We start from the raw sequence: 26,967 nt of genomic DNA on the forward strand, positions 1-26,967 counted from the left end.
TGGTCGCAATCGCGGCGGAAGAGACCTTCAGAACGTTCAACGAACCTTCTGGAGGCTTCATGAATCACGTCGATATTTTGATCTGGTCGATCAGCATTGCGGTCGTTATCGGGTTCTTCTTCTTTGATTTTTACTCGCACGTGCGGCACGCGCACGTGCCCTCGATGAAGGAAGCCGGCTTCTGGTCGATCTTCTACATCGTGCTTTCGATCGGCTTCATGTTCCTCGTCGCCTGGCAATGGGACTGGGCGCACGCGGGCGACTTCATCACCGGTTACTTCACCGAGAAGGCGCTCAGCGTCGACAACCTCTTCGTGTTCCTGCTGATCATGATCAGCTTTCAGGTGCCGAAGATCGCCCAGCAGAAGGTGCTGCTAATCGGCATCGCGATCGCCCTCGTGCTGCGCACAATCTTCATCATCGCGGGTGCCTGGGTGCTCGAGGCCTGGGCCTGGGTGTTCTACTTATTCGGTGCATGGCTGCTCTACATCGGCGTCAAGCAGTTCATCGACTCGTTCGACGACTCCGACCCCGAGATGCCCGGCTGGGTGCGTCATGTGAAGCGCGTCATCCCCGCCTCGGAGCACTACAACGGCGACAAGTGGACCGTCGTCGAGAACGGCAAGAAGGTCTTCACGCCGCTCGTGCTCGTCATCGTGTCGCTCGGATTCACCGACCTGCTGTTCGCGCTCGACTCCATTCCCGCGATCTTCGGCATCACGCAGGAGCCGTACCTCGTCTTCATGGCGAACGCGCTCGCGCTGCTCGGCCTGCGCCAGCTCTACTTCCTGCTCGACGGCCTGCTCGCGCGCCTCAAGTACCTCGATCTGGGCCTCGCGTTCATCCTCACGTTCATCGGTGTGAAGCTCGTGTTCCACGCGCTGCACGTCAACGAGGTGCCGTTCATCAACGGCGGCGAGCCCGTCATGTGGGTGCCCGAAATTCCAACTTGGTTCTCGCTCATCTATATCTTCGGGGTGCTGCTCATCGCGGTCATCGCGTCGCTGATCTACTCGAAGCTCAACCCGGAAGACGAGAACGACGCCGTCGAGGCCACCCCGGCCGCAGACGAAATCGACACCAAATAGCCCACAAAGTAGGGGGTTGAGTGGTCGTTNTTTGGCTGTTAGAGGTGGCGTTCTTCGGGGCCGTTGTAGACCGAGAGGGGGCGGATGAGCGCGTTGTTCGCGTTTTGCTCGAGCACGTGCGCCGTCCAGCCCGTGACGCGGGCCGCGACGAACAGCGGCGTGAACGTCTGGGTGTCGAAGCCCATGAGGTGATACGTCGGCCCAGCCGGGTAGTCGAGGTTCGGGTAGATGCCCTTGCGCTCGAGGAACTCCCCCGCGAGCGTGCGGTAGAGCGCGAGCATGTCGTCGCGTCCGTAGTACGCGATCATGCGCTCCATCGCCGCCTGCATCGTCGGCACGCGCGAGTCGCCGTGCTTGTAGACGCGGTGACCGAAGCCCATAATCTTGCGCTTGTTCGCGAGCGCGTCGTCGAGCCACGGCACGACGTTGTCGGCCGAGCCGATATCGTCGAACGCGTGCATCACGGCCTCGTTCGCCCCACCGTGTAGCGCGCCCTTGAGCGCGCCGATCGCGCCGGTGACCGCGCTGTAGAGATCGGCCGTCGTCGACGCGATCACCCGCGCGGTAAACGTCGAGGCGTTGAACGAGTGCTCGGCGTAGAGCACCATCGACACCCGGAATGCGTCGACCACCTCGGGCGCGGCGTCCTCGCCGAAGGTCATCCAGAGGAAGTTCTGCGCGTAGTCGAGGTTATCTCGCGGCTCGACGAGCGCCTCGCCGCGGCGCCGCCGCTGGTCGTACGCGACGACCGCGGGCAGCGCCGCGAACAGCCGCTTCGACTTGAGCAGGTTCGCGGCCTCGGAGTTGTCTTCGGTCGTCTCGTCGAGCGCCCCGAGCACCGACACCGCCGTGCGCACGACATCCATCGGATGCGACGTCACGGGCAGATCGTCGATGAGCTGCTGGACTCGCTCGGGGAGCGCGCGGTTCGCGCGCTCAAAGGCGGTGAACTCGGCCAGCGCATCCGCGGTCGGCAGCTCGCCGTGCCAGAGCAGCAGCGCGACCTCCTCGAACGCGCAGCGCTCGGCCAACTCCTGCACCGGGTACCCGCGATAGAGCAGCGAATTCGTCTCGGCATTCACCTTCGAGATGGCGGTGTAGTCGACCGGTACACCGGCGAGACCCTTGTAAATTTCCTTGGCTTCCATAGCTCGCTCCTTCGCGGCGTTCGGGGCTACCGCTCGACGCGGAAGTTAAAGATCGACGTATCGAAGTGGTTGTACGCCTCGTAATCGATGAGCTCGTACAACTCCGCACGGTGCTGCATCTCTCCCAGCTTCCCGCGCAGATGTCCGGTTTGCCTGAGTTCGTCGAGCGCACGCTCGGTCGCGCCCATCGAGATGCGCAGCATCGACACGGGCCAGATCACGAGGTTCATGCCGACGTCGCGCAGTTCGTCGACCGAGAACAGCTCGCTCTTGCCGAACTCGGTCATGTTCGCGAGCAGGGGCACGTCGACAGCCGCGCGCATCGCCGCGAACTCGTCGAGCGTGCGCATTGCCTCGGGAAAGATCGCGTCAGCGCCGGCATCGACGAGCGCCTTCGCGCGGTCGAGGGCCGCGTCGAGCCCCTCGGCGGCGCGGATGTCGGTGCGCGCCATGACGAGAAAGTTCGGGTCGCGGCGCGCGTCGACCGCGGCGCGGATGCGCTTGATCGCGGTGTCGTCGTCGACGACCNTGCTTGCCGTCGAGGTGTCCGCACCGCTTCGGGTTGATCTGGTCCTCGATGTGGGCGCCGGCGAGCCCCGCGTCCTCGAGCTCCTGGATGCTGCGCGCCACGTTCATCGGCTCGCCGAAACCCGTGTCGGCATCGATGATCGTTGGCAGCTCGGTCATGCGGGCGATCTGCTTGCCCCGGCCCGCGACCTCGCTCAGGGTCGTGAGGCCGATATCGGGCAGCCCAAGATCGGCCGCGAGCACGGCGCCCGACACGTAGACGCCGTCGAATCCCTTGCGCTCAATGAGCCGCGCCGAGAGCGGGTTGAAGGCGCCGGGAAACTGCAGCAGCTCGCCCGAGGCGAGCCGCTCGCGAAACGCCGCGCGCTTGTCGGCGGGCGAGGTGGATGCGTAGAGCACGTCGGCCTCCTAGAAGATGCCTGTGTCGGGCGGGGTGACGAGCTTGCCCGGCGCCGCCACGATCGTGAGAAGACCGAGTTCATTCGCCCCGAGTTCGGGCAGGCGCTGCGCGACGTCGAGGAAGCGCTCGATCTCGCTCGCCTCGAGCACGTCAGCGGCGAGCGTGCGGAACTTCTGCGCGTACTGCTCCCGGGCGAACGGCCGGGCGCCGAGCGGATGCGCGTCGGCGACCGCGATCTCATCTCGAATCTCGGTGCCGTCAGCGAGGCGAATTACGACTGCGCCGCCGAAGGCCTTCTCGCTGATGTCGAGTGAGTGATAGCGACGGGTCCACTCCGGGTCCTCAACCGTAGTGACCTTCTGCCACAGTTCGACGGTGTCGGGACGCGCCGCACGCTCGGGCGAGTACGAGTCGACGTGGTGCCACGTGCCGTCCTGCAGCGCCACCGTGAAGATGTACGGAATCGAGTGGTCGAGCGTCTCGCGCGACGCCGTCGGGTCGTATTTTTGCGGGTCGTTCGCGCCCGAGCCGATGACGTAGTGCGTGTGGTGCGAGGTCTCGATGCGCACTGACTCGATGCGCTCGGGGTGCTCGACGAGCTCGGGATGCGCGTGGTGCAGCTTGCGCGCAAGATCGATCCAGGCCTGCGCCTGGTACTCGGCCGAGTGCTCCTTCGTGTAGGTGTCGAGGATCGCGCGCTTCGCCTCCCCCGCCTCGGGCAGTGGCACGGTGTAGCGCCCCTCCGGGCCGTCGAGCAGCCACGCGACGACACCATCCTCGCCCTCGTAGATCGGCGTCGGGCTCGTCTGGCCGCGCATCGCGCGATCGACCGACTCAACCGCCATCTTGCCGGCGAATGCGGGCGCGTGCGCCTTCCAGGTCGAGATCTCGCCCTTGCGCGACTGCCGCGTCGCGGTGGTCGTGTGCAGCGCCTGGCCGACGGCCTGGAAGATCGTCTCGGCGTCGAGACCGAGCAGGGTGCCGATGCCGGCCGCGGCCGACGGGCCGAGGTGGGCGACGTGGTCGATCTTGTGCTTGTGCAGCGAGATGCCTTGCACGAGGTCGACCTGCACCTCGTAGCCGGTGGCGATGCCGCGCACGAGGTCGCGCCCGGTGAGGCCGCGGTCAGCCGCGAGGTGCTGCGCCACCGCAAGAATCGGCGGAATGTTGTCGCCCGGGTGCGAGTACTCGGCCGCGAGGAAGGTGTCGTGGAAGTCGAGCTCGCGCACGGCGACGCCGTTCGCCCAGGCGGCCCACTCGGGGCTCGTGCGTTCGCCCGCGTCGAGGCCGAACACGGTCGCACCCTCGCCGTGGCGCGAGACCGGATGCGCGGTGGCCTGCCCCCGTGCGGCGACGATCGGCGCGCGGTTGAGCGAGGCGGCGGCGACCGAGGCGTTGTCGATGACGCGGTTGATCACCATGTCGGTGACCTCCTCGCTCACCTCGACGGGGTCGGCGGCGACTTCGGCGAGCTTCCACGCGAGCTGGTCTTCGCGGGCGAGGTTCTCTTCGGATCGGTGGACGCGAACTTCGTGGTTACGCACTGGTGTCCTTTCGGTCGGTGCTGCGCGCGAGGGCGCTATTGAGGCTGCGGTGCAGGTGGACGTGGGTCGCGTGCGCGGCGAGCTGCGCATCGCGCGCGAGGATCGCGTCGACGACGAGCAGGTGCTCGGCGGCGGCTTCGCGGAGGCGGTTCGGGTCGTGGCTCGCGAGGCGACGGATGCGCGCGGAGTGGAGCCGCGCGCTCGCGAGCGCAGAGGCGAGATAGGGGTTGTCGAGGGCGTCGGCGATCGCCTCGTNGCGCGTCGACGACCTCGAAGTACGGCGCGATGCCGGACTCCCCCGCGTCGAGCAGCCGCGGCGCCGCCTCGATGCGGGCGCGCAGCTCGGTGAACACGGCGGCGTCGCCCCGCTCGGCCGCGAGCGCGGCGGCGCTCGTCTCGAGCACGCGGCGCAGTTCGTAGAGCGTGCGGATGCGCGCTTCACTCAGCTCGGCGACGACGAGGACGCGCGGCGAGAGCGNCCTGCACGAGTCCGTCGGAGTTGAGCCGGTTGAGCGCCTCGCGTACGGGGGTGCGGCTCACGCCGAGGCGCTTGCCCTGTTCGACCTCGGCGAGCTGGGTGCCGGGCTCGAGCACGCCGTCGAGGATCTCCTCGCGCAGCGTTGCATACACGCGTTCACTCGCTCGCACCACACCCCCTCACTCCGTTTATGTATACATTAACCGCGATTTTCCGAAGTGCACCACATAATTTCTCATACTGTGCATGCACTAGTGGATCACGGCAACAGCCCAGCCCGCCGCGCCGCGGTGACGGCGGCCGAGCGCGAGGGCTGCCCGAGCTTCTGCATCACCGAGCCCAGATAGCTCTTCACCGTCGACTGCGTGAGCCCAAGGGCCTCGGCAATCGAGGCGTTGCGCCAACCGAGCGCGACGTAGCCGAGCACATCGAGTTCGCGCGGCGAGAGCGTTGGGCNGGTCGGCGGAGTCGGCCCCGAATTCGGGGTGAGCGATGCCGAGCAGCTGGTGTTCGAGCGCCTCGAGCCGGTGTCGCAGCTGTGCATCGGTGACGTCGGCGCTGATCGCGCGCAGCTCGGCGTAGCTTTCCCGCAGTTGTTCGAGCTGCGCGATCGGCAGCGGGATGGGCTTGGTTTCGGCGGCGCGCGCAAGTTCGGCTTGCTCGCGGGCCCGTCGCACCGCATCTCGCGCCGCGAGATTGCGCCGCAGCTCGGCCGCTGCGCGCTCAGCCGGCACGATCGAGACGTCGCCGACCGGCGCATCCGCCCGTTGCCCGCCGTAGAGCACGGCCCGCATCGCGCCGTCAACCTCGACGGGCACCGCGAGCAACGAGCGCACGCCCTCGCCGAGCACTGCACGGTCGTAGTCGTGCGTGATCGAGCGCGACTTGCCGTAATGCGTCGTGAGCTGCGGCCGGCGTTCGGCGATGACGCGGCCGCCGAGGCCGCGTTCGGTGCGCACGTGCAGCCCGGCCATGGTGCCCGTGAGCTGGCCGCGCAGTGCCGTCACCTGCACCCCGTCTTCGCTCGCAATGCCCCCAAAGACCAGCGAGAGGCCACTTCTGCGTTGAAATTCCTCGAGGGCCTGTTCGAGGAGTTCGTATTCGGAGACAACACTGCGCCGTTGCATGTTCATCGTTCGTTACCAACTTTCGGAGGTAGTGGGCAGCGTACCGAATGCCTAGTTTGATGTCGACGTTGCGTACCGATGCGCCTACATATTTCGCAATGACGCGCATCGTCAGGAGTTCTGGATGACCAATCCCCCTATTCCGACCGCGCCGGCAACCCCGGACAACGGAAACCAAGCAGCCGAAACCCCCGGAGCAGCCCGCGCCACTCGGCAGCGCAGCATCGACGACCCGAACCAATTTTGGCTCGAGGCCGCACAGCTGCTCGACTGGCAGACTCCGCCAACCGTCGCCCTCGAGCAGCCGAGCGATGACGAATGGACCTGGTTCCCCGACGGCACCCTGAACGCAAGCGTGAACGCTCTCGACCGGCACGTCGCGGCCGGTCACGGTGACCGCACGGCTGTCATCTACGACTCGGCGATGACCGGCAGCCAGCGCTCGCTCACCTACGCCGAACTGCTCGAGCGCACCGCGAAGTTCGCGGGCGTGCTGCGCGACCACGGCGTCACCGCAGGCGATCGCGTGCTCATCTACCTGCCGATGATTCCNCGAGGCGATCGTCGCGATGCTCGCCTGCGCTCGCCTCGGCGCCGTGCATTCGGTCGTGTTCGGGGGCTTCGCGGCGCCCGAGCTCGCGCTGCGCATCGCGGATGCGCAGCCGAAGCTGCTCGTGACGACGAACGGTGGCTTCGAGCCGGGCCGGACGATCGAGTACCTGCCGATCGTCGAGCGCGCGCTCGAACTCGCCGGCGGCTCGGTCGAAGCGGTCATCGTCACCCGCCGCCCGAGCGTGCCCGGTTCGGCCTCCGACTACGACGGTGGAGCCGTGCGCTACCTCGACTGGGTCGAGGCCGAGACTGCCGCCGAGCCCGCCGAGCCCGTATTCGTGCCGTCGGCGCATCCCTCCTACATTCTCTACACCTCCGGCACCACCGGCACGCCGAAGGGCGTCGTGCGGGACACCGGCGGCCACGCCGTCGCGCTCGCGCGCTCGATGGGCGCGATCTACGACATCGGCCCGGGCGACGTGTTCTGGTGCGCCTCCGACGTCGGCTGGGTCGTCGGGCACAGCTACATCGTCTACGCTCCGCTGCTCGTCGGCGCGACAACCGTGCTCTACGAGGGCAAGCCCGTCGGCACGCCCGACGCCAGCGCGTTCTTCCGCGTCGTCGAGCAGTACGGCGTCAAGGCGCTCTTCACGGCGCCGACCGCCGTGCGCGCGATCCGCCGCGAGGATCCGCAACTCACGGGTGCCGCACGCCACGACCTCACGAGCCTCGAGGCGCTCTTCCTCGCCGGCGAGCGCCTCGACCCCGAGACCTACCACTGGGCGAACGACGGGCTCGACTGCCCGGTCATTGACCACTGGTGGCAGACCGAAACGGGCNTGGGCGATCTGCGCGAATCCGCGAGGCACCGAGCTCCTCCCGGCAAAGCCCGGCTCGACCGCGCTGCCGAGCCCCGGCGTGCAGCTGCGGGTACTTGACGCGCAGGGCCACGAGATCGATCGACCCGGCGTCGAGGGCAACATCGCGCTGCGCCTGCCGCTGCCGCCGGGTTATCTGCGCGGCGTGTGGGGCAACCCCGAGCGGATGCGCACCTCGTACCTCGACGCGTTCCCCGGCTACTACGCGACCGGCGACTCGGGCTATGTCGACGACGACGGCTACGTCTTCATCATGGGCCGCACCGACGACGTCATCAACGTCGCCGGGCACCGGCTCTCGACCGGCTCGCTCGAGGAGGTGCTCGCGCGCCACGAGGCGGTCGCCGAAGCCGCCGTCGTCGGCGTCACCGACACGCTCAAGGGCCAGCGCGCGTACGGCCTCGTCACACTGAAGCACGGCACAAACATCGACCCGGATGCGCTCCGCCGCGAGCTCGTTGCGCTCGTGCGCGAGCACATCGGCCCCGTCGCCGCGTTCCGCGAGGTCGCCGTCGTGCCGCGCTTGCCGAAGACCCGCTCGGGCAAGGTGCTGCGCAAAACCATCCGGCAGATTCTCGATGGCGAGGCCGAGATCCGCGTGCCCGCGACGATCGAGGATGCGAGCGTGCTCGACGACGTGCGCGCCCTCGGCCTCGCCGACCCGTCCGGCGCCGCCACCGACATGTTTACCACACCAATCGAAGTCGTTCGCAACGAGGCGGACGACGACAACTAGGAGGATCAGTGTCCCATCCAGAATCGGCAACACCATCGCCGGTCGACTACGTCGCCGTGCAAGCGTCCGAAAAATTCCAGGGGCACCGGCGGAGGCAGCGCTCCTTCGTCTTCCCCATGACGATCTTCTTTCTCGTGTGGTACTTCGTCTACGTGCTGCTCGGCGCCTACGCGCACGACTTCATGGCGACGCCCGTGTTCGGCAACATCAACGTCGGCTTGATCCTCGGTCTACTGCAGTTCGTCACGACCTTCACGATCACGACGCTCTACGTCCGCTTCGCGAACCGCAAGCTCGACCCGGTCGCAGAGGACCTCCGAGGCGAGCTCGAAGACATTGAGGTTGGCGCCGGCACCATCGAAGGGAACGCCCGATGAATGAGTTCTTCAGCAACGTCGGCACTGTGCTCGCCGACACCGTGACCGCAGTCGAAAACAACCCGGTGCTCAACATCTCGATCTTCGTCGTGTTCGTGGGCATCACTTTGTTCATCGTGATCCGCGCGAGCCGCAACTCCCGCTCGGCGGCCGACTTCTACGCCGGCGGCCGCTCGTTCTCGGGCACCCAGAATGGCTTCGCAATCTCGGGCGACTACCTCTCGGCCGCGTCGTTCCTCGGCATTGTCGGCGCCATCGCAATCAACGGCTATGACGGCTTCCTCTACTCGATCGGCTTCCTCGTCGCGTGGCTCGTCGCGCTGCTACTCGTCGCTGAGCTCATGCGTAACNACCGGCAAGTTCACGATGGCCGACGTGCTCTCGTTCCGACTCAAGCAGCGTCCTGTGCGCATGGCGGCGGCGATCACGACGCTCGCCGTGACACTGTTCTACCTGCTCGCGCAGATGGCCGGCGCGGGCGGTCTCGTCTCGCTGCTGCTCGGCATCGACGACAGGCTCGGCCAGAGCATCGTCGTCGCCGTTGTCGGCGTGCTCATGATCGTCTATGTGCTCATCGGTGGCATGAAGGGCACCACCTGGGTGCAGATCATCAAGGCATGGCTGCTCATCGGCGCCGCATTCGCGATGACGATCTGGGTGCTCGTGCTCAACGGCTTCAACCTCAGTGCCGTGTTAGACCGCGCCATTGAGGCATCATCGAATGGTGCCGCGATCCTCGCGCCGGGCCTCCAGTACGGCACCAACCCGCTCGACTTCCTCTCGCTCGGCATGGCCCTCGTGCTCGGCACGGCAGGCCTGCCGCACGTGCTCATGCGCTTCTACACGGTGCCCACCGCGAAGGAGGCCCGCAAATCGGTCGTCTGGGCCATCTGGCTCATCGGCGCGTTCTACGTCTTCACGCTCGAGCTCGGCTACGGTGCCGCGGCGCTCGTCGGCCCTGAGACCATCGCGGCCGCGCCCGGCAAGGTGAACTCGGCGGCCCCGCTGCTCGCGCTCGAGCTCGGCGGGCCGATCCTGCTTGGCGTCGTCTCGGCGATCGCGTTCGCGACCATTCTCGCGGTCGTCGCGGGCCTCGCCATCACGGCCGCCGCTTCCTTCGCCCACGACATCTACGGCAACGTCATCAAGCGCGGCAAGGCCGCACCCGAAGACGAGGTGCGCGTCGGCAAGGTCACCGTGGTGGTGCTCGGCATCGTCGCGATCGCCGGCGGCATCGGCGTGCAGGGGCAGAACATCGCGTTCCTCGTCGCCCTCGCCTTCGCGGTCGCCGCGTCGGCAAACCTGCCGACGATCCTCTACTCGCTCTACTGGAAGGGCTTCACCACCCGCGGCGCGGTGTGGAGCATGTACGGCGGCCTCATCTCGGCGCTCGTGCTCATCACGTTCTCGCACGTCGTCTCGGGCTCCGAGACCTCGCTGCTCGGCGCGGGCGTCGACTTCGCGTGGTTCCCGCTGTCGAACCCGGGCATCATCTCAATTCCGCTCGGCTTCTTCCTCGGCTGGCTCGGCTCGGTCACCTCGCGGCAGCGGGAGGACCCTCGCCTTGCGGCCGAGATGGAGGTGCGCGCCCTCACCGGCCACGGCGCTGAGCCGCCCGTGCACCACTAGCTAGCCGGCTTGCTTCGGCAAGCGGCCCGAACGCCGAGCGGCCCCCGCGTTTGCGCGGGCCGCTCGGCGTTCGCAGCAGGTTCGGATGCGCTGCCGCGGCTCCGCGAACAGGCTCACAGCTCGACTACCTCGGTTAGGCGCACGATGGCCTCGCCTTCCTCCGCGGATGCGGTGAGGTCGACCTCGGCTCGGATGCGCCAGTCGTGGTGGTGCTCAGGGTCATCGATCGTCTGCTCGACGAGCCAGATGCCCTCGCGCTCGCGGCTCGTGTCGATGCGGCACAGCTGCGGCGAGCGTGCGGCGCCATCAATATTGATGTCGTCGTACGTGTCGTAATAGTCGTCGAGGATCTCGGGCCAGCCGAGCTCGGGGTCGAGCTTCTCGAGTTCGTCGTCGCGTTCGAGGGCGGCGAGCTGCACGCGCCGCCAGAGCTCGTTGCGCACGAGCACGGTGAACGCGCGGCGGTTCGCGACCACGCTCGGTGGCGACGGCGGCAGCACCGGCTGGCCCTGCGCATCCGTCGGCGCCACGAGCTCGGCCCACTCGTCGACGAGGCTCGAATCGACCTGGCGAATCAGCTCGCCGAGCCACTCAATGATCGATTCGAGTTCGTCGGTAAGGCGATCCGACGGCACCGAGTGCTGCAGCGTGCGGTAGGCGTCGCTGAGGTAGCGCAGCACGACGCCCTCGGCGCGGGCGAGGTCGTAGTAGCCGGTGAACTCCGCGAAGCTCATCGCCCGCTCGTACATGTCGCGCACGACGGTCTTCGGGGCGAGGTCGAAGTCGCGGGCCCACGGCTGCCCCTCGGCGAACTGCTCGTAGCTCTGCTCGAGCAGCTCTTCGAGCGGCTTCGGCCAGCTGATCTCCTCGACCCGCTCCATCCGCTCGTTGTAGTCGAGCCCATCGGCTTTCATCGCGGCGATCGCCTCGCCGCGGGCCTTGCGCTGCTGCGCCATGAGAATCGGGCGTGGGTCGTCGAGGATCGACTCGACGACGCTGACGACGTCGAGCGCGTAGTGGCCGCTGCCGACCTCGTCGGTCTTCCCGTCGGTCTCGACCGCCGGGTCGAGCACGTCAAGCACCGCGATCGCGAACGGCGACAGCGGCTGGTTCAGCGCAAAGTTCGGCTGCAGATCGACGGTGAGGTGAAGGCTCGGGCGCGAGGTGCCGGGCACCGGCTCGAGGTAATCGACCTCGATGATGCCCGCGTCGAGCAGGGTGCGGCCGAGCGCGAGGGCTCGCCGCGCGAGCTCGAACTGCCGCGAGCGCGACTCGTGATTGTCGAAGCAGAGCCGACGCACGTTCGCGAACACGTCACCGCCGCGGGCGACGACGTTGATGAGCATCGAGGAGGTCATTTCCATGTGGCTCGAGAGCTTCTCGGGCTCGGCGGCGACGATCTTCTCGAAGGTCTTGTCGGTGTAGTTGACGAAGCCCTGCGGCGGCTGGCGGCGCGTGACTTTTCGCTGCTTCTTCGGGTCGCCAGCGGCCTTCGACATCGCGTGCTCGTACTCGACGACGTGGTCGGGGGCCTGCACGATAACGGTGCCGTGGTCGTCGAAGCCGGCGCGGCCTGCGCGGCCGGCGATCTGGTGGAATTCTCGCGCCGAGAGATGGCGCTGCTTCGTGCCGTCGAACTTCGTGAGCGAGGTGATGAGCACCGAGCGGATCGGCACGTTGATGCCGACGCCGAGGGTGTCGGTGCCGCAGATAACGCGGAGCAGACCGCGCTGCGCGAGCACCTCGACGAGGCGCCGGTAGCGCGGCAGCATGCCGGCGTGGTGCACGCCGATGCCCTGCCGCAGCCAGCCCGAGAGCTTGCGGCCAAACGCGGTCGTGAACTTGAAGCCGCCCATCGCGGCGATGATCTCGTCGCGTTGCTCGCGCGAGGCGACGCGGATGCTCGAGAGCGCCTGGGCACGGTCGACCGCCTCCTTCTGCGAGAAGTGCACGACGTAGATCGGCGCCTCGTGCTCCTCGAGCAGGCGCTCGACGGTCTCGTGCACGGGCGTGAGCACGTACTCGTAGCTCAGCGGCACGGGTCGCGTCGCGCCGGCGACGAGCTCGGTGGGGCGGCCCGTTCGGCGGGTGAGGTCTTCGCGCAGGGCGTCGGTGTCGCCCAGCGTCGCCGACATGAGCAGAAACTGCACCCGCGGCAGGAGCAGCAGCGGCACCTGCCACGCCCAGCCGCGCTGGTGGTCGCCGTAGTAGTGGAATTCGTCCATCACGACCTGGTCGACGTCGGCGCCTTCGCCGTCACGGAGGGCCTTGTTGGCGAGGATTTCGGCGGTCGCGCAGATGATGGGCGCGTCGGGGTTCACCGAGCTGTCGCCGGTGACCATGCCGACGCGCTCGGCGCCGAAGATCTCGACGAGGGCGAAGAACTTTTCGCTCACGAGCGCCTTGATCGGCGCCGTGTAGTAGCTGCGCTTGCCCTCCGCGAGTGCGATCGCGTGCGCCGCGATGGCGACGAGCGACTTGCCGGTGCCGGTTGGGGTCGCGAGCACGACGTTCGCGCCCGAGACGAGGTGCACGATCGCTTCGTCCTGGGCGTCATAGAGGTCGATTCCGCGCCCGCTCGTCCACTCGAGAATCGCGTCGTAGACATGGTCGGGGTCGTAGGGTGCCCCCGGGTCAGCGAGGGTGGGGATGAGCTCGGGCAGGGTAGGCATCCCCTCGATCATCCCACGCGCCCCCGACGCGGTTACGACGTATCGTAGAGCTGTGAGTTTGCTGCGCCTCGAGAACGTGCCCGCGCCGGGCGCCGACTCGCGTGTGCGCGCCGCCATCCTCCGTCGCCGGCTTCGCCTCGCGCTCGTCGCGGCGTCCTTCTCGACCTTCGTGGCGCTCACCTCGCACCTCACCGCGGGCGGCGAGTTGCCAACCCTTGCGGGCATCCTCGTGCCGCTCGGCCTCGCCTACGTGTTTTCGCTCTGGCTCACCCCGATTCGCTCGAGCTGGTTGCGGCTCGGGCTCTCGGTCGCGCTGAGCCAGTTCGCGTTCCACGCGATCTTCACGCTCGGCGCTCCCTCGGCGTTCGGGGGCGGGGCGCACCCGCACCACCACGCGTCGAACTCCGAGATGGCGAGCGCGATCGCCGCGCACACGGGCTCCGCCTCGGCGTCGGTGCACCTCGGCCACGACACCCCGTTCATGTGGGCGATGCACGGGGTCGCCGCGCTCGTGACGACGCTCGTACTGTTCTTCGGCGAGGCGATCCTGCGCCGGCTCTCGCGCGTGCGCGACGCGCTCGGTGAATTCTTTGCCTTCGTACTCGTGCTCGTGCGGGCCCTCACGCCGCGCCCGAGCGCGGCACCGGCGACCCTGTCGCTGCCGTGGGTGCCGCGGCTCGCGGCTCGCGCTGTGGCGTCGGCACCGCGACGAGGGCCGCCGTCGCGCGATTTCCTCGCGCACTGCACCTTGGCGTAGCTCCCCCGGCAGACGGGGTGCTCGCTGTGCGCGACGACCCCGGCGCTGCCGCATCGCTTACGCACTCAGGAGCATCCCTATGTCTATTTTCCGTGCCACCACCACAACCATCCGCCCCCTCACCGCGCTCGCCGCGGCGGGCCTGATCGCCCTGACCCTCGCCGGCTGCAGCCAGGCCGAGGCCGGCGCCACCGACGCGGCCCTCACCGTCACCGACCCGTGGGTGAAGGCGACCGACACCGACATGACCGGCGTGTTCGCGTCGATCAAAAACACGTCGGGCCACGATGTCGTCATCGAGTCGGCCACCGTCGAGGGCGCCTCGATGACCGAGCTGCACGAGACGATCGTGCAGTCGGATGGCTCGAGCCTCATGCAAGAAATCGAGGGCGGCTTCGCGATCGCCGACGGCGAGACGCTCGAGCTGCAGCCGGGCGGCAACCACATCATGCCGATGGGCCTCGACTCGGCGATCGAGCCCGGTGACGAGGTCGCGGTGACGCTGACGCTCGACGACGGCACCGAGGTCGACTTCACCGCGACGGCGAAGGAGTACACCGGCGCCGAGGAAAGCTACGCGCCCGAGTCCGGGCACGAGGGGCACTAGCCGTGGCCGCCGTTCGGGGGCCGCGGCGCCGCGACGTGCTCGTCGGCGCCGCGGCCGTCGGCGTCGGTGCGGCCGCGGGCGTGGCCGGGGTGCGCCTGACTGAGCGTCTCACCGAGGCCGCGCCGCTCGGCCAGCAGCGCCGCGAGGCGAACGACGCATCCCTGCCACCGGGCCTCGGCGTCGAGTCGGCGCACGCCGTGTTCCTCGGCCTCGACCTCGCACCGGGGCTCGAGCGCGACCGCATCGCGAGCCTGCTGCGGCTCCTCCACGACGACGCGGCGCGCCTCACCCGGGGTGCCGCGCCGATCGGCGACCAGGAGCCCGAGCTCGCCGAGCAGCCCGCGAACCTCGCGGTGACGTTCGGCTTCGGGCCGGGCCTCGTCGAGCGGGTGAATCCCGCCGCGCGGCCCGAGTGGCTCGCCCAGCTGCCGGCCTTTTCGATCGACGCGCTCGAGGACCACTGGAGCGAGGGTGACCTGCTGCTGCTCGTGACCGGCGACGACCCGCTCGCCGTCGCGCACGCGCAGCGCATGCTGCTCAAGGATGCGCGGGCGTACACGACAATTCGCTGGCAGCAGCACGGGTTTCGCAACGCCCACGGCGTCGCGAAACCCGCCACGACGCAGCGCAACTTGTTCGGGCAGCTCGACGGCACCTCGAACCCGACCCCGGGCACCACCGAGTTCGAGACGGTCGTGCGCATCACCGAACCCGGGTGGCTGCAGGGCGGCACTAGCCTCGTGCTACGCCGCATCGAGATGAACCTCGAGACGTGGGACGAGGTCGACCGGCCCGGCCGCGAGGCCTCGGTGGGGCGCCGTCTCGACACGGGCGCGCCGCTCACCGGCACGCACGAACATGACGAGCCCGACTTTGAGGCGGTCACCCCGCAGGGCTTCACCGTGATCAACGCGGCGAGCCACGTGCGGCGCTCGCGCCCCGACGACCCGAGCCAGCGCATCTTCCGCCAGCCCTACAACTACGACCTCCCCGTCTCACCCGCGGCGGGCGAGGACGCGGTGGGCGGCCGGGGTGCGCAGGTCTCGAACTCGGGGCTGCTGTTCGCGTCGTTCCAGGCGAATCCGACGCTGCAGTACGTGCCGATTCAGCAGCGCCTCGCGGACGCCGACCTGCTCAACACGTGGACGACGCCGATCGGCTCGGCGGTGTTCGCGATCCCGCCGGCGACCAGGGAATTCCCTGGGCAGGCGCTGTTCGACGCGTAGCGCGCGTGGCGAAATGTGACGACGGTGATCTTGTGGCACAGGGTGCGGGTGCGTATGGTTACCGCCAGCAACATGCTCCGGGGTCGGTGTAAGTCCGAACCGGCGGTGATAGCCCGCGACCGCAGCCTGTGCCTGACGCCTCGGCGTCGTGTACGAGCCGCGCTGATCTGGTGGAATTCCAGAGCCGACAGTCAAAGTCTGGATGGGAGGTGCATGGCTGCCGAGGTTTCCTCGGCAGTGGCGTGATTGCGTGCACGCGTCTCGTTTCCCCGGTGGTGTTCCACACCGGAAGGAAACGCAGTGCAACTCACCCCCGTCGACGCGATGCGGCGCGCCATCGAGCTCGCCGCCCGCGGTCCCGAGCTCGGCCCGAACCCGCGCGTCGGCTCCGTGCTGCTCGCCGCCGGCCCGGCGTCGGCGCCGCGCGAGGTGCTCGGCGAGGGCTGGCATCGCGGCGCGGGCACGGCCCACGCCGAGGTCGCGGCGCTCGCGGATGCACGGGCTCGCGGCATCGACGTGCGCGGCGCCACCGCCGTGGTCACCCTCGAACCCTGCAATCACACCGGCCGCACCGGGCCGTGTGTCGACGCGCTGCTCGACGCGGGCGTCGCCGAGGTCATCTATGCCGTCGACGATCCGAATCCCGCCGCGGCCGGTGGCGCCGTGCGCCTGCAGGCCGCCGGCGTCACCGTGCACTCGGGTCTCGAGGAGGCTGCGGCCGGCGAGCTCATCCGCGCCTGGGCCACGCCCGCCCGGCTCGGGCGCCCCTTCGTCACGCTCAAGCTCGCGCTGACGCTCGACGGCAAGATCGCCGCGGCCGACGGTACGAGCCAGTGGATCACCTCCCCCACCGCCCAGGCCCACGCGCACGGCGTCCGCACCCAGGTCGACGCGATCGCTGTCGGCACCGGCACCGCCCTCGCCGACGACCCAGCGCTCACCGCCCGCACGCCCGATGGCGCGCTGCTGCCCAAGCAGCCGCTGCGAGTCGTGCTCGGCGACCGTGAGTTGCCCGCCTCGGCCCAGCTCCGCGACGACCGCGCGCCGCTGCTGCAGCTGCGCACCCACGACGTCACCGCCGCCCTCAGCGAGTTGGCCGAGCGGAACATCCATCACGTGCTCGTCGAGGGCGGCGCGACCGTCGCCGCCGTGCTGCTGCGCGCCGACGTCGTCGACGAGCTCCACATCTACCTCGCGCCGCTGCTCCTCGGCGAAGGCACGGCCGCCGTCGCACCCTTCGGCGTCGGCACGCTCGCCGAGGCCCGTCGCTGGCGCTTCGACGCACCCAAGCCCCTCGCCCCCGATGTCTTCCTGCGCGCCCGCCGCACCACCAACCCCACCCCAGAAGGAGCCTGAAATGTTTACCGGACTCATCGAAGCGCGCGGCGAAGTGCTGCGCCTCGAGCACGAGCCGGGGCAGGCGGATGCTCGCCTCGAGATCCGCGCACCTCGCGTCACCGACGACGCTGCGCCCGGCGACTCGATCGCCGTGAACGGCGTCTGCCTCACCGTCGTCACGATCGCCGACGACGGCTTCACCGCCGATGTGCTGCCCGAGACCCTGCGCCGCACCTCGCTCGGCGAGCTCGCGCCGGGTTCGCCCGTGAACCTCGAGCGTGCGCTCGCCGCATCGGCCCGCCTCGGGGGCCACATCGTGCAGGGCCACGTCGACGGCGTGGCGACCCTGGCCTCGCGCAACGCGGGCGAGCGCTGGGACGACCTCGTGTTCGAGGCGCCCCGCGAGCTGCTGCGCTACGTCGCAGAGAAGGGCTCGGTCGCGGTCGACGGCATCTCGCTCACCGTCACCGACGTCACGGCGCGCGGCTTCGGTGTGTCGATCATTCCGACGACCTCGCGCGAGACGACGCTCGGCGCCCTCGAGGTCGGCACCAGCGTGAACCTCGAGGTCGACGTGCTCGCGAAATACGTCGAGCGCATGCTGCAGTGGCGTGAGGAGGAGGCACGATGAGCGCCCCCGACTCCCCCGCCATCGGCCCGGCGCTCAACGCGCTCCGCGCGGGCCTCCCCGTGCTCGTCGCCGACGCGGCCGACCGCGAGAACGAAGTGGACGCGATCTTTGCCGCCGATCGCGCGAGCGCAAAGTGGGTCGCCTGGGTCGTGCGCCATTCTTCCGGCTACCTCTGCGCGCCGCTGCCCGCCGCTCGCGCCGACGCCCTCGAACTGCCGCTCATGGTCGAGCAGACCCAGGACTCGCTGCGCACCGCCTACGCCGTCTCGGTCGATGCCGCCGTCGGCGTCACCACGGGCATCTCGGCCGCCGACCGCGCGACGACGCTTCGCGCGCTCGCGAACCCTGACTCGAAGCCGGGCGACCTCATCCGCCCCGGTCACGTGCTGCCGCTGCGCGCCGTGCCCGGCGGCGTGCTCGCCCGCGCCGGCCACACCGAGGCCGCCGTCGACCTCATGCGCCTCGCGGGCACCGGAGACGTCGGCGCGATCGCCGAGCTCGTGCACGACTGCGGCGAGGTCATGCGCTACCCCGAGGCCGCCGCGCTCGCCGAACGCGAGGGCCTGCCCCTCATCACCATTGCTGAGTTGCGGGCCTACCGCCGCTCCCACGAAAGGACCGTTGCATGAGCCGCGAAGGCGCCCCCACCATTGACCTCTCGAGCTTCGGCTCGCAGGCGGGCGCGCTGCGCGTCGCCATCGTCGTCGCGAGCTGGCACCGCGACATTGCCGACGCGATGCTCGCGGACGCGGTCGCCGTCGTCGAGGCGGCCGGCGGCACCGCCGAGGTGATCCGAGTGCCCGGCACCTTCGAGCTCGCCGTCGCGGCGATGCGCATTGCCCGAAGCCCGCAGGCGCCTGACGCGATCGTCACCCTCGGTGTGGTCGTGCGCGGCGGTACCCCGCACTTCGACTACGTCTGCCAGGCGGCGACGGATGGGCTCGGTCGCGTCGCGCTCGACACCGGCATTCCCGTCGGCTTCGGCGTCCTCACCTGCGACACCGTCGAGCAGGCGCTTGAGCGCTCGGGGCTACCTGGTTCACTCGAGCGCAAGGGTGCCGAGGCGGCGCAGGCCGCGATCGCGACCGTCGCGGCACTCGCCGAGTACCCGCGAGGCTGAGCCCAGCGAGCCGGATGATGCCGTCCAGCAGGCGGGCATCCAACGCTTCTCCGCGATCCTCTGGGCGCTGCCCCCGGTCAGTGCCGGATTCCGGCGGAGTCGCCCGCCGAGTGGCGCTCACCGGCGCAGGCGCATCCTCAAGGCCGTGAAGCAGGCCGACCCCGGCGCCCGCAAGATGCTCCGCAAGGCCGGTGTCTAGGTGGTTGCCTGGCACGTCGTGAACGTCTGGGGCCGGCGAAGGCATTTCCGCTCCCCGAGGCCGTCATGCGCCGCCCATCGGCCCACTCGTCGCACGCAAGGCGCTGACAGCGCCACTGTCGTTTGCGCCGCGGCGCGGCGCTCGCGCTATCCGGCGAACGCCTCGCCCTCGACGTGCGGCGGCTGCCGGCGGAAGCCACCCGTGAGCGACGCAAGAATGACGATGCCGATCACAAGCCAGACGGCGCCAATGATGAGCGCGTTCGAGTCGAGCTGCGTAAGCAGCCCGATGATGACGATCGCGCCGATCGAGGGCGCGACGTAGTCGAGCAGCACGTTGACGCGCTTGCCCTCGCGCCGCGCCTTCACGGCGAGCACGACGACCGAGATGTTCACCATCGCGAAGGCGATGAACGCGCCGAAGTTCACGAACGAGGTCGACGTGGCGACGTCGAGGAACATCGCGATGAGGCCCACGACGCCGACGACGACGATCGAGCCCCACGGGGTCTGGAAGCCGCGGTGCAGCACGCCGAAGATGCGCTTCGGCAGCACGCCGTCGCGGCCCATCGCGTAAAGCAGGCGCGAACCCGAGGCCTGCGCGGCGAGGCCCGAGGTGAACTGGGCGATGATGAGACCCGCGACGAAGACTGCCGAGAACACGTTGCCGCCGATCGTCTGCGCGATCTCGAACGCGGCCGACGACTCGTCGGTGAAGCTACCGCCGGGGTGCACGAGCTGCGTGAAGTAGGTGACGACGATGAAGATGCCGCCGCCGATGAGCGCNGACCTTCTGCGGGTTTTTCGTCTCTTCGGTCAGCGTCGTGACCGCGTCGAAGCCGAGGAACGAGTAGGCCGCGACCGCCGCCGCCGCGATGACGTTCGAGAATTGGGCGTCCTCACCCACGAACGGCGAGGAGCTCACGAGCGCGCCCGCACCATCCGTGCCGACGACGCTCGCGATGCTGAGCACGACGAAGATCGCGATGACGAGGAACTGGAACGCCATGAGCACGAAGTTCACGCGGTCGGCCACCTTGATGCCGATGATGTTCAGCGCGGTCGTGACGAGAATGAACGCGACGATCCACACCCAGCTCGGCACGCCCGGCACCGCGGTCGAGAGGTACGAGGCGCCGATGAGCCAGATCACCATCGGCAAGAACAGGTAGTCGAGCAGCACGGCCCAGCCAACGAGGAACCCGGCGCGGCCGTCGATCGAGCGGCCGACGTAGGTATAGGCCGATCCGGCAACCGGGAAGCGGGCGGCGAGGCGGCCGTAGCTCGCGGCGGTAAAGAGCATCGCGATGAGCGCGATGAGGTAGGCCGACGCGCTCGCCCCGGCGCTCGCGCTGGCGATGACGCCGAAAATGCCGAGCACGATCATCGGGGTGAGGTAGGCGAGCCCGAACAGCACGAGCGAGCGCAGGCCGAGCGTGCGGTTGAGGTGGGTGGTATCGGTCATTGCTGGTCCATTCGAGCGATGAGGCGGATGTGGTTGAGCGGCCGGATGCGCGGCTATGCGCCGGCGCCGGGTCGCCAAGTCGTGGGGTCGAGCCGGCCGTGGTAGAGCGGCAGCGGCACCGCTGCGTCGTCGTCGGCGAACTGGCGCCACGGTACGACCGAGCCCTCGGTGCCATCGCGGCGCACGCGCGCGACCGCGTCGAGGTCGAGCTCGACGACGAGCAGTTCGGGCGCCTCGCCGGCGCTCGCGATTGGGGTGCCCTCGGGGCCGACGACGATGCTGCGGCCACGGCCAATCGGCCCGGCCGTGTTAACGCTCACGGTGAAGTTCTGGTTCACAATGGCGTTCGCCTGCGCGAGCACGAGCTCCTGCTTGCGGTCGGGCGTCGTCGTCTTGACGATGTTGAGCACGACCTCGGCGCCCATCCAGGCGAGGTGCCGGGTGACTTCGGGCCACCAGGCGTCGTAGCAAATCGAGATGCCGACGCGGCCGAGGCCGGGAAGGTCGACGACCTCGAAGCGCTCGCCCGAGGCGTACGGCTCGGAGGGGCGCCAGGGGAACACCTTGCGGTAGCGACCGGCGATCTCGCCGCTCGGGGCGAGCAACACGGCCGTATTAAATGGGTCGCCGTCGGCGCGCTCGACGAGCGAGCCGGGCAGCAGCCAGATGCCGAGCTCCCGCGCGAGGGCCTGCAGCGGCGCGACGAACTCGTCGACGTCGACGGCGCCCTCGCGCAGGCGCGCGTTCTGCGCATCGGGGTCGGCATTGTCGGCGCCGAACAGGTGGAGCTCAGGGTAGACGACGAGGTCGGGTCGATGCTCGGCGACGAGCTCGCCAACCTCCCGCTCGAACGCGTCGAGCGGGGTGCCGATCGGATGCGGTGCTGCCTGCACCGCGGCGATGCGGATGTGACGTGGCACGGTCCCTCCTTCGGGCGCCGCACGGTGACTCGAGTGCCAGCCGCGCGAATTGATCATACTGATCACTTATACGAGTCAGTATGCACCCCACCCGCCGCGAGCGCAATTGCGTGCGCCCCCACGCGATTGCCGCCCCGCTTGGCTGGCATCGCTACGCTGAGGCCATGCCCCGTTCGACCCCCGCCGCGCCAGAGCCGGCGCCCGCCGTAGCGAGCCTGCGCCCGGTGAGCGCGCTCGAGTCGGTGCGCGCGCGCATCCTCGTGGCGCTGCGGCTCGGCACGCTGCGGCCGGGCGACCGCATCCGCTCAGCCCACGTCGTCGCCGCGGGGCTCGACGCGAGCGAGATCACCACCCGGCGCGCGCTCGAATCGCTCGTCGCCGACGGCACGCTCGTGCGCCGACGCGGCGCGGGCGGCGGCACCTTCGTCGCTGACTCCCCGACGATCCCGGCGGATGCGGCGGTCGAGGCACTCTTCGCCGCCGGCTCAACCGCGCGCGAGCTCGTCGACAGCCGCGTGCTCATGGAGTCGGCGCTCGCCGGTTTCGCGGCGCAGGCGGCCGACGACGCGGCGATCGCGGGCATCCGCGACGCCGTCGACCGCGGCGAGGCCGCCGCCGACTGGGCCGAGTTCCACGCGGCCGACCGCGCGTTCCATCACGCCGTCGCCCACGCCTCCGGTGTCGAACGCCTCGACACCTACTTCGCGGCGCTCGAGTCGCTCTACGCGTACTTCATTCCCTACCCGATCGAGCACCTGCACGCGTCGAACGACGCGCACCGGCGCATCCTCGGGGCCATCGTCGCGGGCGACCGCGCGCTCGCGGCCGATGTGGCCCGCGCGCATGTCGCCGCGCTGTACAACGAGATGTTCTTCGCGCTCTAGGCGCCTAGATGTCGTCCTCGCCGGGCATGCCGCCTTCGTCTTCCCAGTTCTCAACACGGGTAGAGCTCGTCACGCCGAACTTGCGACGCACGCCGTAGCCGCCGTGCTCGTCGTCAGGGAAGAACTCGACGCCATACCGCTCAAGCGCGCGGCGCAGCGACAGGTTCTCGTCGGCGGTGACCGACACCTCGCTAAGCTCGAACTGGCGAAGCTGCTCGACGGTAAGGCCGGTAGCCGAGGCGATGGTCTCGCGCGACACCTGGGCGAGGGCTCGGCCCGCCCGGGCGAGGTCAGGTGGTAGCTGCTGCGTGCTCATGTGTGCTCCTTCGCGTGCGGGAGTTGTTGGATAGGTCAGTCGATGACGGCGACGAGCTCGGTGCGAAGTGCCTGCGGGTCGGAGCCGGGGCCTGGGGTGACGTGGTACGACTCCCAGTATGGCTTGCGGGGTGTGCGGCCCTCCGCCCGCAGTTCGGCAAGGAACCCTTGCCAGACGTCAGCGAGCTCGGAGTACGGGCCGACGTGCATCGCCTGCGCGAGCTCGCCGCCCGGCAGCTCTCCTGGCACGATTGTCAGGCCGTTGAATTCGAGCGGCGACTCGAGCTGCGCGAGCAGTGGCATGCCCGCCTCGACGGTGACGTTGCCGACGAGCTCGGTGTCGTAGCGGCTGAACGCGAAGCCATCGGGCGCGATCGCCGCAGCGTCGACGGCGGCGCGCAGCACAGTGAAGGCATCGTCGAGAAAGGCGATCATTTGCTCGACGGGCACGCCCTCGCCGCGCACCACGGCCGCGTGCTGCGGCTTGCGGTGAACGAATTCGGGGGTCAGCTTGGGGGCGTCAGACATGGCGACTCCTGTGTCGAGAACATGTCGACTCATTCTACGTCTCGGCGAGTTCGCGAACCCTCTGACCGACCACGGTCGAGATGCCGTCGCGGTGCATCGAGACGCCGTAGAGCGCGTCGGCGATCTCCATCGTGCGCTTCTGGTGCGTGATGACGATGAGCTGGCTCGACTCGCGCAGGCTCTCGAACACCTCGAGCAGGCGGCCGAGGTTCGCGTCGTCGAGGGCGGCCTCGACCTCATCCATGATGTAGAACGGGCTCGGCCGCGCCTTGAAGATGGCGACGAGCAGGGCGACCGCCGCGAGCGAGCGCTCGCCACCCGAGAGCAGCGAGAGCTTGTCGATCTTCTTGCCCGCCGGCTTCACGGCGACCTCGATGCCGGTCGTGAGCAGGTCGTCGGGGTTCGTGAGCGAGATGTCGCCGCTGCCGCCCGGGAACAGCACGGGGAACACCTCGTGGAACGCCGCGCGGGTGTCCTCGAACGCCGCCGCGAACACCTCGCGCATGCGCACGTCGATGTCGTCGACGATCTTGAGCAGGTCGGTGCGGGTGCGCACGAGGTCTTCGAGCTGTTCGCCGAGGTAGGTGTGGCGCTGCTCGAGCGCCGCGAACTCCTCGAGGGCGAGCGGGTTGATGCGGCCGAGCTGCGACATTTCACGCTCGGCGCGGGCGAGGCGCTGCTTCTGGCGATCGCGGTCGTAGGGCTCGTGCTCGTCGTCGCCGTCGCCGGTGGGAACCGGCTGATCGGGACCGTACTCGGCCACGAGCACCGCCTCGGCGAGCGAGAGTTCGCTCGCCGCGCGCTCGAGCAGATTCGAGAGCTGTAGCTTGCGCTCGTAGATCTGCAGTTCTAGCGCGTGTACGTCCTCGGTGATCTGGTTGAGGCGGGCCCGCAGCTTCGCCTCCTGCTCGCGCAGCTNACGAGCTCGCGGTCTTGTTCGGCTCGCTCGCGCTCGCGCTCGACGAGTTCGGCGCGGGCCTGCTCGAGCGAGGCGTCGACCTGTCGTTCGAGGGCGGGGATGCGCGCGTGCACCGCCGCTGTGCGCTCGAGTTCGGCGCGCCGCAGCACCGTCTCGCGCGCGGCCTTCTCGGCGGCCTCGCGCTCGGCATCGCGCTGCTTCACGAGTTCGGCGGCACGGAGCTGTTCGCTGCGCAGGCGTTCGCGCAGCGTCTCGAGGCTGAGGCGCGCCTCGACCTCGGCCTCGCGGGCAGCTTCGACCGCATCCGCGAGCTCTTGCCGCTTCGACGCGTCGAACACGGGGCGCGGCTGCGACTCGTGGGTTTCAAGTTCGCGCTTCGCGGCATCGACCTTCGCGACGGCCTCGTCGACGTTTTGGCTCGCGAGCTGGTGCGACTTTTCGGCGCGGGCGAGCTCGGCGGTCGCCGATTCGACGCGTGCCTTGGCCCGGTTGAGCGCCTCGCGACGGGCGGCGAGCTCGGCGTCGAAGCCGCGCAGCTTCGCGAGGGCCGCGGCGGCGACGTCCTTCGCCGACTTCAGCGTCGCGCGGTGCTCGGCGAGCGTTAGGGACGCGGTGTCGATCGCCTGCTGCACCCGCTCGAGGCTCGCGGCCGCGCGGTCTCGCTCGGCGACGAGCTCGAGGCGGCTCGCGCCCGAGCCGGCGTCACCGCCGGGGGCGATGAGCGTGGATGCGTCAATAGTGGCGCCCGCGCGGCTCACGAGTCGCGTGCCGGCGGGCAGCGCGGCGAGCAGGCGCGCCGCGCGGTCGGCGTCGGGCAGTTCGTCGACGATAAGGGTGCGGGTGAGCAGCCGGGCGATCGTCGCGTCGCCCGAGACGGATGCGGTGGCCGGGCNGCAGCACGAGACCCGCGTCGGCGCCGAGTCGCGCGGCGACTTCCGCGAGATCGCCTTCGGCCGGTGGCTCAGCGAGTTCGGCGACGAGGTGGACACTGCCGAACGCCTTCGCCGCCGCCGCGAGGTCGAGCGCGGCGCCGCCGCTGTCGGCGACGATCGCATCCGCAAAGGCCCCGAGCGCGGCGGTGATCGCGCGCTCGTCGCCCGGCTCGACGCGCAGCAGGTCGCTGACGCGGCCGCGCACACCGTCGGGATTGCTCGCGAGCAGGGCCTGGGCGCCGTCGTTCACCTCGGCCGCGAGCGCGAGGGCCTTGCGGCGTGCGTCGAGCGCATCCCGCTCGCGCTCAAGACCGTGCACCTCGTCGCGCAATTCGTCGACGGAGGTCTGCGCCGCGGTGACCCGCTGCTGGGCGGTCGCGTAGTCGGCGTCGAGCCCGCTCGAGTCGGCCTCGCCGGCCNTCGGCCTGTGATTCAACCTCGGTGAGCTCGCGTTCGGCGGCGGCAAGTCGGTCCGCCGCCGAGCGGCGCGAGTTCTCGCCGCGGAGCACCTCCCCGCGCACGGCGGCAAGCCGGCCAGCCGCCGCATCCGCTTTGCCTTGCAGCGCGGTCGTGCGCAGCTCGTGCTGCGAGAGCAGCGCCGACTGGGCCGCGAGTTCGCGGTCGAGCGCATCGAGGTCGGCGCGCGCCCGCGCCGTCGTCTGTTGCGCCGCGTGCCAGGCCGACTCGGCTTCGGCTGCGCGCTCCTCGAGCGACTCGGCCTCGGTGCGCGCATCGGCCACTGCCTGCTGCGAGACCGAGACCGTGAGCGCCGGCTCGTCGAGGCGGGCCTGCAGTATCGATTCGCGCTGGCCGACGAGCATGAGGAAGTTGCGGAGGCGCTCGCGCACGCTCTCGAGGTCGAAGGCGACGCGGCGGGCCTGGTCGACGGCGTCGCCGCGCTGCGCCTCCTGGAGGTTCTGGATGCGCAGCACCGCCCTGTCAAGCTGCTCTTTGAGCACCATGCGCTCGGTCGTGCGCTCCTGCTCGGTGCTGCCGGCGTCGCGGAGTTGCTCGCGCAGCGTGACGGCGTCGTCAGCCATGATGCGGGCCTTCGCGTCGCGCACGACCGCGGCGATGCCCTGGGCGCGGCGGGCAACCTCGGCCTGCTTGCCGAGCGGTTTGAGCTGGCGGCGCACCTCGGCGACGAGATCGCGCAGTCGCTGGAGGTTCTGCTCCATGCCCTCGAGCTTGCGCACCGTCTTTTCCTTGCGTCGGCGGTGCTTGAGCACGCCCGCCGCCTCCTCAATGAAGCCGCGGCGGTCTTCGGGAGTCGCGCGCAGCACGGTGTCGAGTCGACCCTGGCCGACGATGACGTGCATCTCTCGGCCGAGACCCGAGTCACTGAGCAGCTCCTGTACGTCGAGCAGGCGCACGCCCTCGCCGTTGATCGCATACTCGCTGCCGCCGGTGCGGAACAGGGTGCGTTGAATCGTCACTTCGCTGTACTCGATCGGCAGCGCGCCGTCGGCGTTGTCGATCGTCAGCGTCACCTCGGCGCGGCCGAGGGGGCCGCGGGTGGCGGTGCCGGCGAAGATCACATCCTCCATCTTGCCGCCACGCAGCGACTTCGCGCCCTGCTCACCCATGACCCAGGCGAGCGCGTCAACGACGTTCGATTTGCCCGAGCCGTTCGGCCCGACGACACAGGTGACGCCGGGTTCAAATTCGAGGGTGGTGGGCTTCGCGAACGACTTGAAGCCCTTGAGGGTGAGGCGCTTCAGGTGCATGCGGCGGCTTTCGATCGGGGCGTGGTGGCCCTTAGTTTAGGTGGCAGCAGGCCGCCAGATGCGCTTAGGCTCGGGGGTATGCGCAATTCCCGTCGACTGTTTGCGGCCTCTGCCGCCCTCGTCGGCGTGCTGATATTGTCGGGCTGCATCTTCACGCCCTTCTTCTCGGAGATTTTCTACGAAGGCCCCACCTCGACCCCCGACCACACCGACCCCAACGATTTCGGTTTCACGGAACCCCCC

Annotated in this window: 22 protein-coding genes, 5 pseudogenes and 1 riboswitch; of the genes and pseudogenes, 13 read left to right on the plus strand and 14 right to left on the minus strand. The window is 69.4% G+C overall.

The annotated features are described in order from the left end of the window. Positions 1–59: 59 nt before the first annotated feature. On the plus strand, positions 60–1,088 hold the full coding sequence (locus ID132_RS09315; protein WP_193128437.1) for a TerC/Alx family metal homeostasis membrane protein: 1,029 nt from the start codon (positions 60–62) through the stop codon (positions 1,086–1,088). Between the two features lie 38 nt (positions 1,089–1,126). Here the strand turns inward: ID132_RS09315 and ID132_RS09320 are convergent, their stop codons facing one another. From ID132_RS09320 to ID132_RS15305, 7 genes and pseudogenes are all read right to left on the minus strand, one after another. Then, positions 1,127–2,236: a bifunctional 2-methylcitrate synthase/citrate synthase gene (locus ID132_RS09320; protein WP_193128438.1), complete on the minus strand. Its 1,110-nt coding sequence runs from the start codon at positions 2,234–2,236 to the stop codon at positions 1,127–1,129. Between the two features lie 26 nt (positions 2,237–2,262). Then, positions 2,263–3,163, minus strand: a pseudogene (prpB, locus tag ID132_RS09325) (methylisocitrate lyase). Between the two features lie 9 nt (positions 3,164–3,172). Further along, positions 3,173–4,708: an MmgE/PrpD family protein gene (locus ID132_RS09330; protein ID WP_328744059.1), complete on the minus strand. Its 1,536-nt coding sequence runs from the start codon at positions 4,706–4,708 to the stop codon at positions 3,173–3,175. Beyond that, positions 4,701–4,955 carry an FCD domain-containing protein gene (locus ID132_RS15290; RefSeq protein WP_413229366.1) on the minus strand — a complete coding sequence of 85 codons (255 nt, stop codon included), beginning with the start codon at positions 4,953–4,955 and terminating at the stop codon, positions 4,701–4,703. The genes ID132_RS09330 and ID132_RS15290 overlap by 8 nt, the downstream gene beginning before the upstream one ends. 106 nt (positions 4,956–5,061) lie before the next feature. Beyond that, positions 5,062–5,112: pseudogene (locus ID132_RS15295) on the minus strand (hypothetical protein); the annotation flags it as partial. 34 nt (positions 5,113–5,146) lie between these two features. Then, a complete protein-coding gene (locus ID132_RS15300) occupies positions 5,147–5,359 on the minus strand; it encodes a GntR family transcriptional regulator (RefSeq protein WP_459562469.1) in 213 nt (70 codons plus the stop codon). A gap of 86 nt (positions 5,360–5,445) precedes the next feature. Continuing rightward, the gene (locus ID132_RS15305) at positions 5,446–5,946 is read right to left on the minus strand and encodes a response regulator transcription factor (protein WP_413229362.1); all 501 of its coding nucleotides are present in this window, start codon (positions 5,944–5,946) and stop codon (positions 5,446–5,448) included. Positions 5,947–6,079: 133 nt separating this feature from the next. On the opposite strand from ID132_RS15305, the gene ID132_RS15310 reads away from it, so the two are divergent. The 4 genes and pseudogenes from ID132_RS15310 to ID132_RS09360 all read left to right on the plus strand — a co-directional run bounded on the left by ID132_RS15310 (position 6,080) and on the right by ID132_RS09360 (position 10,485). After that, positions 6,080–6,373: a hypothetical protein gene (locus ID132_RS15310; RefSeq protein WP_413229363.1), complete on the plus strand. Its 294-nt coding sequence runs from the start codon at positions 6,080–6,082 to the stop codon at positions 6,371–6,373. Between the two features lie 64 nt (positions 6,374–6,437). Further along, a pseudogene (locus ID132_RS09350) lies at positions 6,438–8,479 on the plus strand (AMP-binding protein). Positions 8,480–8,487: 8 nt separating this feature from the next. Beyond that, complete coding sequence (locus tag ID132_RS09355) at positions 8,488–8,856, plus strand: DUF485 domain-containing protein (protein WP_193128442.1); 369 nt, start codon at positions 8,488–8,490, stop codon at positions 8,854–8,856. After that, positions 8,853–10,485, plus strand: a pseudogene (locus tag ID132_RS09360) (solute symporter family protein). The gene ID132_RS09355 and the pseudogene ID132_RS09360 overlap by 4 nt, the downstream one beginning before the upstream one ends. A 113-nt stretch (positions 10,486–10,598) precedes the next feature. Here ID132_RS09360 and ID132_RS09365 read toward each other — a convergent pair. Further along, positions 10,599–13,157, minus strand: a complete 2,559-nt coding sequence (locus tag ID132_RS09365; RefSeq protein WP_125107882.1) for a DEAD/DEAH box helicase — start codon at positions 13,155–13,157, stop codon at positions 10,599–10,601. A gap of 52 nt (positions 13,158–13,209) precedes the next feature. On the opposite strand from ID132_RS09365, the gene ID132_RS09370 reads away from it, so the two are divergent. The 7 genes from ID132_RS09370 to ribH all read left to right on the plus strand — a co-directional run bounded on the left by ID132_RS09370 (position 13,210) and on the right by ribH (position 18,836). After that, entirely contained in the window at positions 13,210–13,914 is a 705-nt protein-coding gene (locus ID132_RS09370) for a hypothetical protein (RefSeq protein ID WP_193128443.1), read from the plus strand. A gap of 79 nt (positions 13,915–13,993) precedes the next feature. Continuing rightward, positions 13,994–14,521 (plus strand): copper chaperone PCu(A)C, encoded by a 528-nt coding sequence (locus tag ID132_RS09375; RefSeq protein ID WP_193128444.1) that lies wholly within the window; start codon positions 13,994–13,996, stop codon positions 14,519–14,521. 2 nt (positions 14,522–14,523) lie between these two features. Then, positions 14,524–15,747, plus strand: a complete 1,224-nt coding sequence (locus ID132_RS09380; protein WP_193128445.1) for a Dyp-type peroxidase — start codon at positions 14,524–14,526, stop codon at positions 15,745–15,747. A gap of 69 nt (positions 15,748–15,816) precedes the next feature. After that, positions 15,817–15,965: riboswitch (FMN riboswitch) on the plus strand. An 82-nt stretch (positions 15,966–16,047) separates the two neighbouring features. After that, the gene (gene ribD / locus ID132_RS09385; protein ID WP_328744063.1) at positions 16,048–17,103 is read left to right on the plus strand and encodes a bifunctional diaminohydroxyphosphoribosylaminopyrimidine deaminase/5-amino-6-(5-phosphoribosylamino)uracil reductase RibD; all 1,056 of its coding nucleotides are present in this window, start codon (positions 16,048–16,050) and stop codon (positions 17,101–17,103) included. 1 nt (position 17,104) lies between these two features. Further along, the gene (locus ID132_RS09390) at positions 17,105–17,716 is read left to right on the plus strand and encodes a riboflavin synthase (RefSeq protein ID WP_193128446.1); all 612 of its coding nucleotides are present in this window, start codon (positions 17,105–17,107) and stop codon (positions 17,714–17,716) included. After that, positions 17,713–18,345 carry a 3,4-dihydroxy-2-butanone-4-phosphate synthase gene (gene ribB, locus ID132_RS09395; RefSeq protein ID WP_125107876.1) on the plus strand — a complete coding sequence of 211 codons (633 nt, stop codon included), beginning with the start codon at positions 17,713–17,715 and terminating at the stop codon, positions 18,343–18,345. Before ID132_RS09390 ends, ribB begins: the two co-directional genes overlap by 4 nt. After that, entirely contained in the window at positions 18,342–18,836 is a 495-nt protein-coding gene (gene ribH / locus ID132_RS09400; RefSeq protein ID WP_193128447.1) for a 6,7-dimethyl-8-ribityllumazine synthase, read from the plus strand. Before ribB ends, ribH begins: the two co-directional genes overlap by 4 nt. A 345-nt stretch (positions 18,837–19,181) precedes the next feature. Here ribH and ID132_RS14440 read toward each other — a convergent pair whose 3' ends face one another. The 3 genes from ID132_RS14440 to ID132_RS09410 all read right to left on the minus strand — a co-directional run bounded on the left by ID132_RS14440 (position 19,182) and on the right by ID132_RS09410 (position 21,419). Beyond that, positions 19,182–19,769, minus strand: a complete 588-nt coding sequence (locus ID132_RS14440; protein WP_328744067.1) for an APC family permease — start codon at positions 19,767–19,769, stop codon at positions 19,182–19,184. Then, positions 19,753–20,499, minus strand: a complete 747-nt coding sequence (locus ID132_RS14445) for an APC family permease (RefSeq protein ID WP_328744070.1) — start codon at positions 20,497–20,499, stop codon at positions 19,753–19,755. Before ID132_RS14445 ends, ID132_RS14440 begins: the two co-directional genes overlap by 17 nt. Positions 20,500–20,552: 53 nt before the next feature. Further along, positions 20,553–21,419: a carbon-nitrogen hydrolase family protein gene (locus ID132_RS09410; RefSeq protein ID WP_328744072.1), complete on the minus strand. Its 867-nt coding sequence runs from the start codon at positions 21,417–21,419 to the stop codon at positions 20,553–20,555. 164 nt (positions 21,420–21,583) lie between these two features. On the opposite strand from ID132_RS09410, the gene ID132_RS09415 reads away from it, so the two are divergent. Beyond that, on the plus strand, positions 21,584–22,303 hold the full coding sequence (locus tag ID132_RS09415; RefSeq protein WP_193128449.1) for a FadR/GntR family transcriptional regulator: 720 nt from the start codon (positions 21,584–21,586) through the stop codon (positions 22,301–22,303). Positions 22,304–22,307: 4 nt separating this feature from the next. On the opposite strand, the gene ID132_RS09420 is transcribed toward ID132_RS09415, so the two are convergent. From ID132_RS09420 to smc, 3 genes and pseudogenes are all read right to left on the minus strand, one after another. Beyond that, entirely contained in the window at positions 22,308–22,619 is a 312-nt protein-coding gene (locus ID132_RS09420) for a hypothetical protein (RefSeq protein WP_193128450.1), read from the minus strand. Between the two features lie 35 nt (positions 22,620–22,654). After that, the gene (locus ID132_RS09425; RefSeq protein ID WP_193128451.1) at positions 22,655–23,146 is read right to left on the minus strand and encodes a GyrI-like domain-containing protein; all 492 of its coding nucleotides are present in this window, start codon (positions 23,144–23,146) and stop codon (positions 22,655–22,657) included. 34 nt (positions 23,147–23,180) lie between these two features. After that, positions 23,181–26,724: pseudogene (gene smc, locus ID132_RS15315) on the minus strand (chromosome segregation protein SMC). Positions 26,725–26,967: the final 243 nt, after the last annotated feature.

It is taken from the genome of Gulosibacter sediminis (genome assembly GCF_014904065.1).
Classification (GTDB): domain Bacteria; phylum Actinomycetota; class Actinomycetes; order Actinomycetales; family Microbacteriaceae; genus Gulosibacter; species Gulosibacter sediminis.

Bases quoted from the DNA above. Each gene is read 5' to 3' on its own strand.
- ID132_RS09315 (WP_193128437.1), top strand. From the start codon at position 60: ATGAATCACGTCGATATTTTGATCTGGTCGATCAGCATTGCGGTCGTT.
- ID132_RS09320 (WP_193128438.1), bottom strand. From the start codon at position 2,236: ATGGAAGCCAAGGAAATTTACAAGGGTCTCGCCGGTGTACCGGTCGAC.
- ID132_RS15310 (WP_413229363.1), top strand. From the start codon at position 6,080: ATGCGTCGTGAGCTGCGGCCGGCGTTCGGCGATGACGCGGCCGCCGAG.
- ID132_RS09365 (WP_125107882.1), bottom strand. From the start codon at position 13,157: ATGCCTACCCTGCCCGAGCTCATCCCCACCCTCGCTGACCCGGGGGCA.
- ID132_RS09375 (WP_193128444.1), top strand. From the start codon at position 13,994: ATGTCTATTTTCCGTGCCACCACCACAACCATCCGCCCCCTCACCGCG.
- ID132_RS09390 (WP_193128446.1), top strand. From the start codon at position 17,105: ATGTTTACCGGACTCATCGAAGCGCGCGGCGAAGTGCTGCGCCTCGAG.
- ribB (WP_125107876.1), top strand. From the start codon at position 17,713: ATGAGCGCCCCCGACTCCCCCGCCATCGGCCCGGCGCTCAACGCGCTC.
- ribH (WP_193128447.1), top strand. From the start codon at position 18,342: ATGAGCCGCGAAGGCGCCCCCACCATTGACCTCTCGAGCTTCGGCTCG.
- ID132_RS09415 (WP_193128449.1), top strand. From the start codon at position 21,584: ATGCCCCGTTCGACCCCCGCCGCGCCAGAGCCGGCGCCCGCCGTAGCG.
- ID132_RS09420 (WP_193128450.1), bottom strand. From the start codon at position 22,619: ATGAGCACGCAGCAGCTACCACCTGACCTCGCCCGGGCGGGCCGAGCC.
- ID132_RS09425 (WP_193128451.1), bottom strand. From the start codon at position 23,146: ATGTCTGACGCCCCCAAGCTGACCCCCGAATTCGTTCACCGCAAGCCG.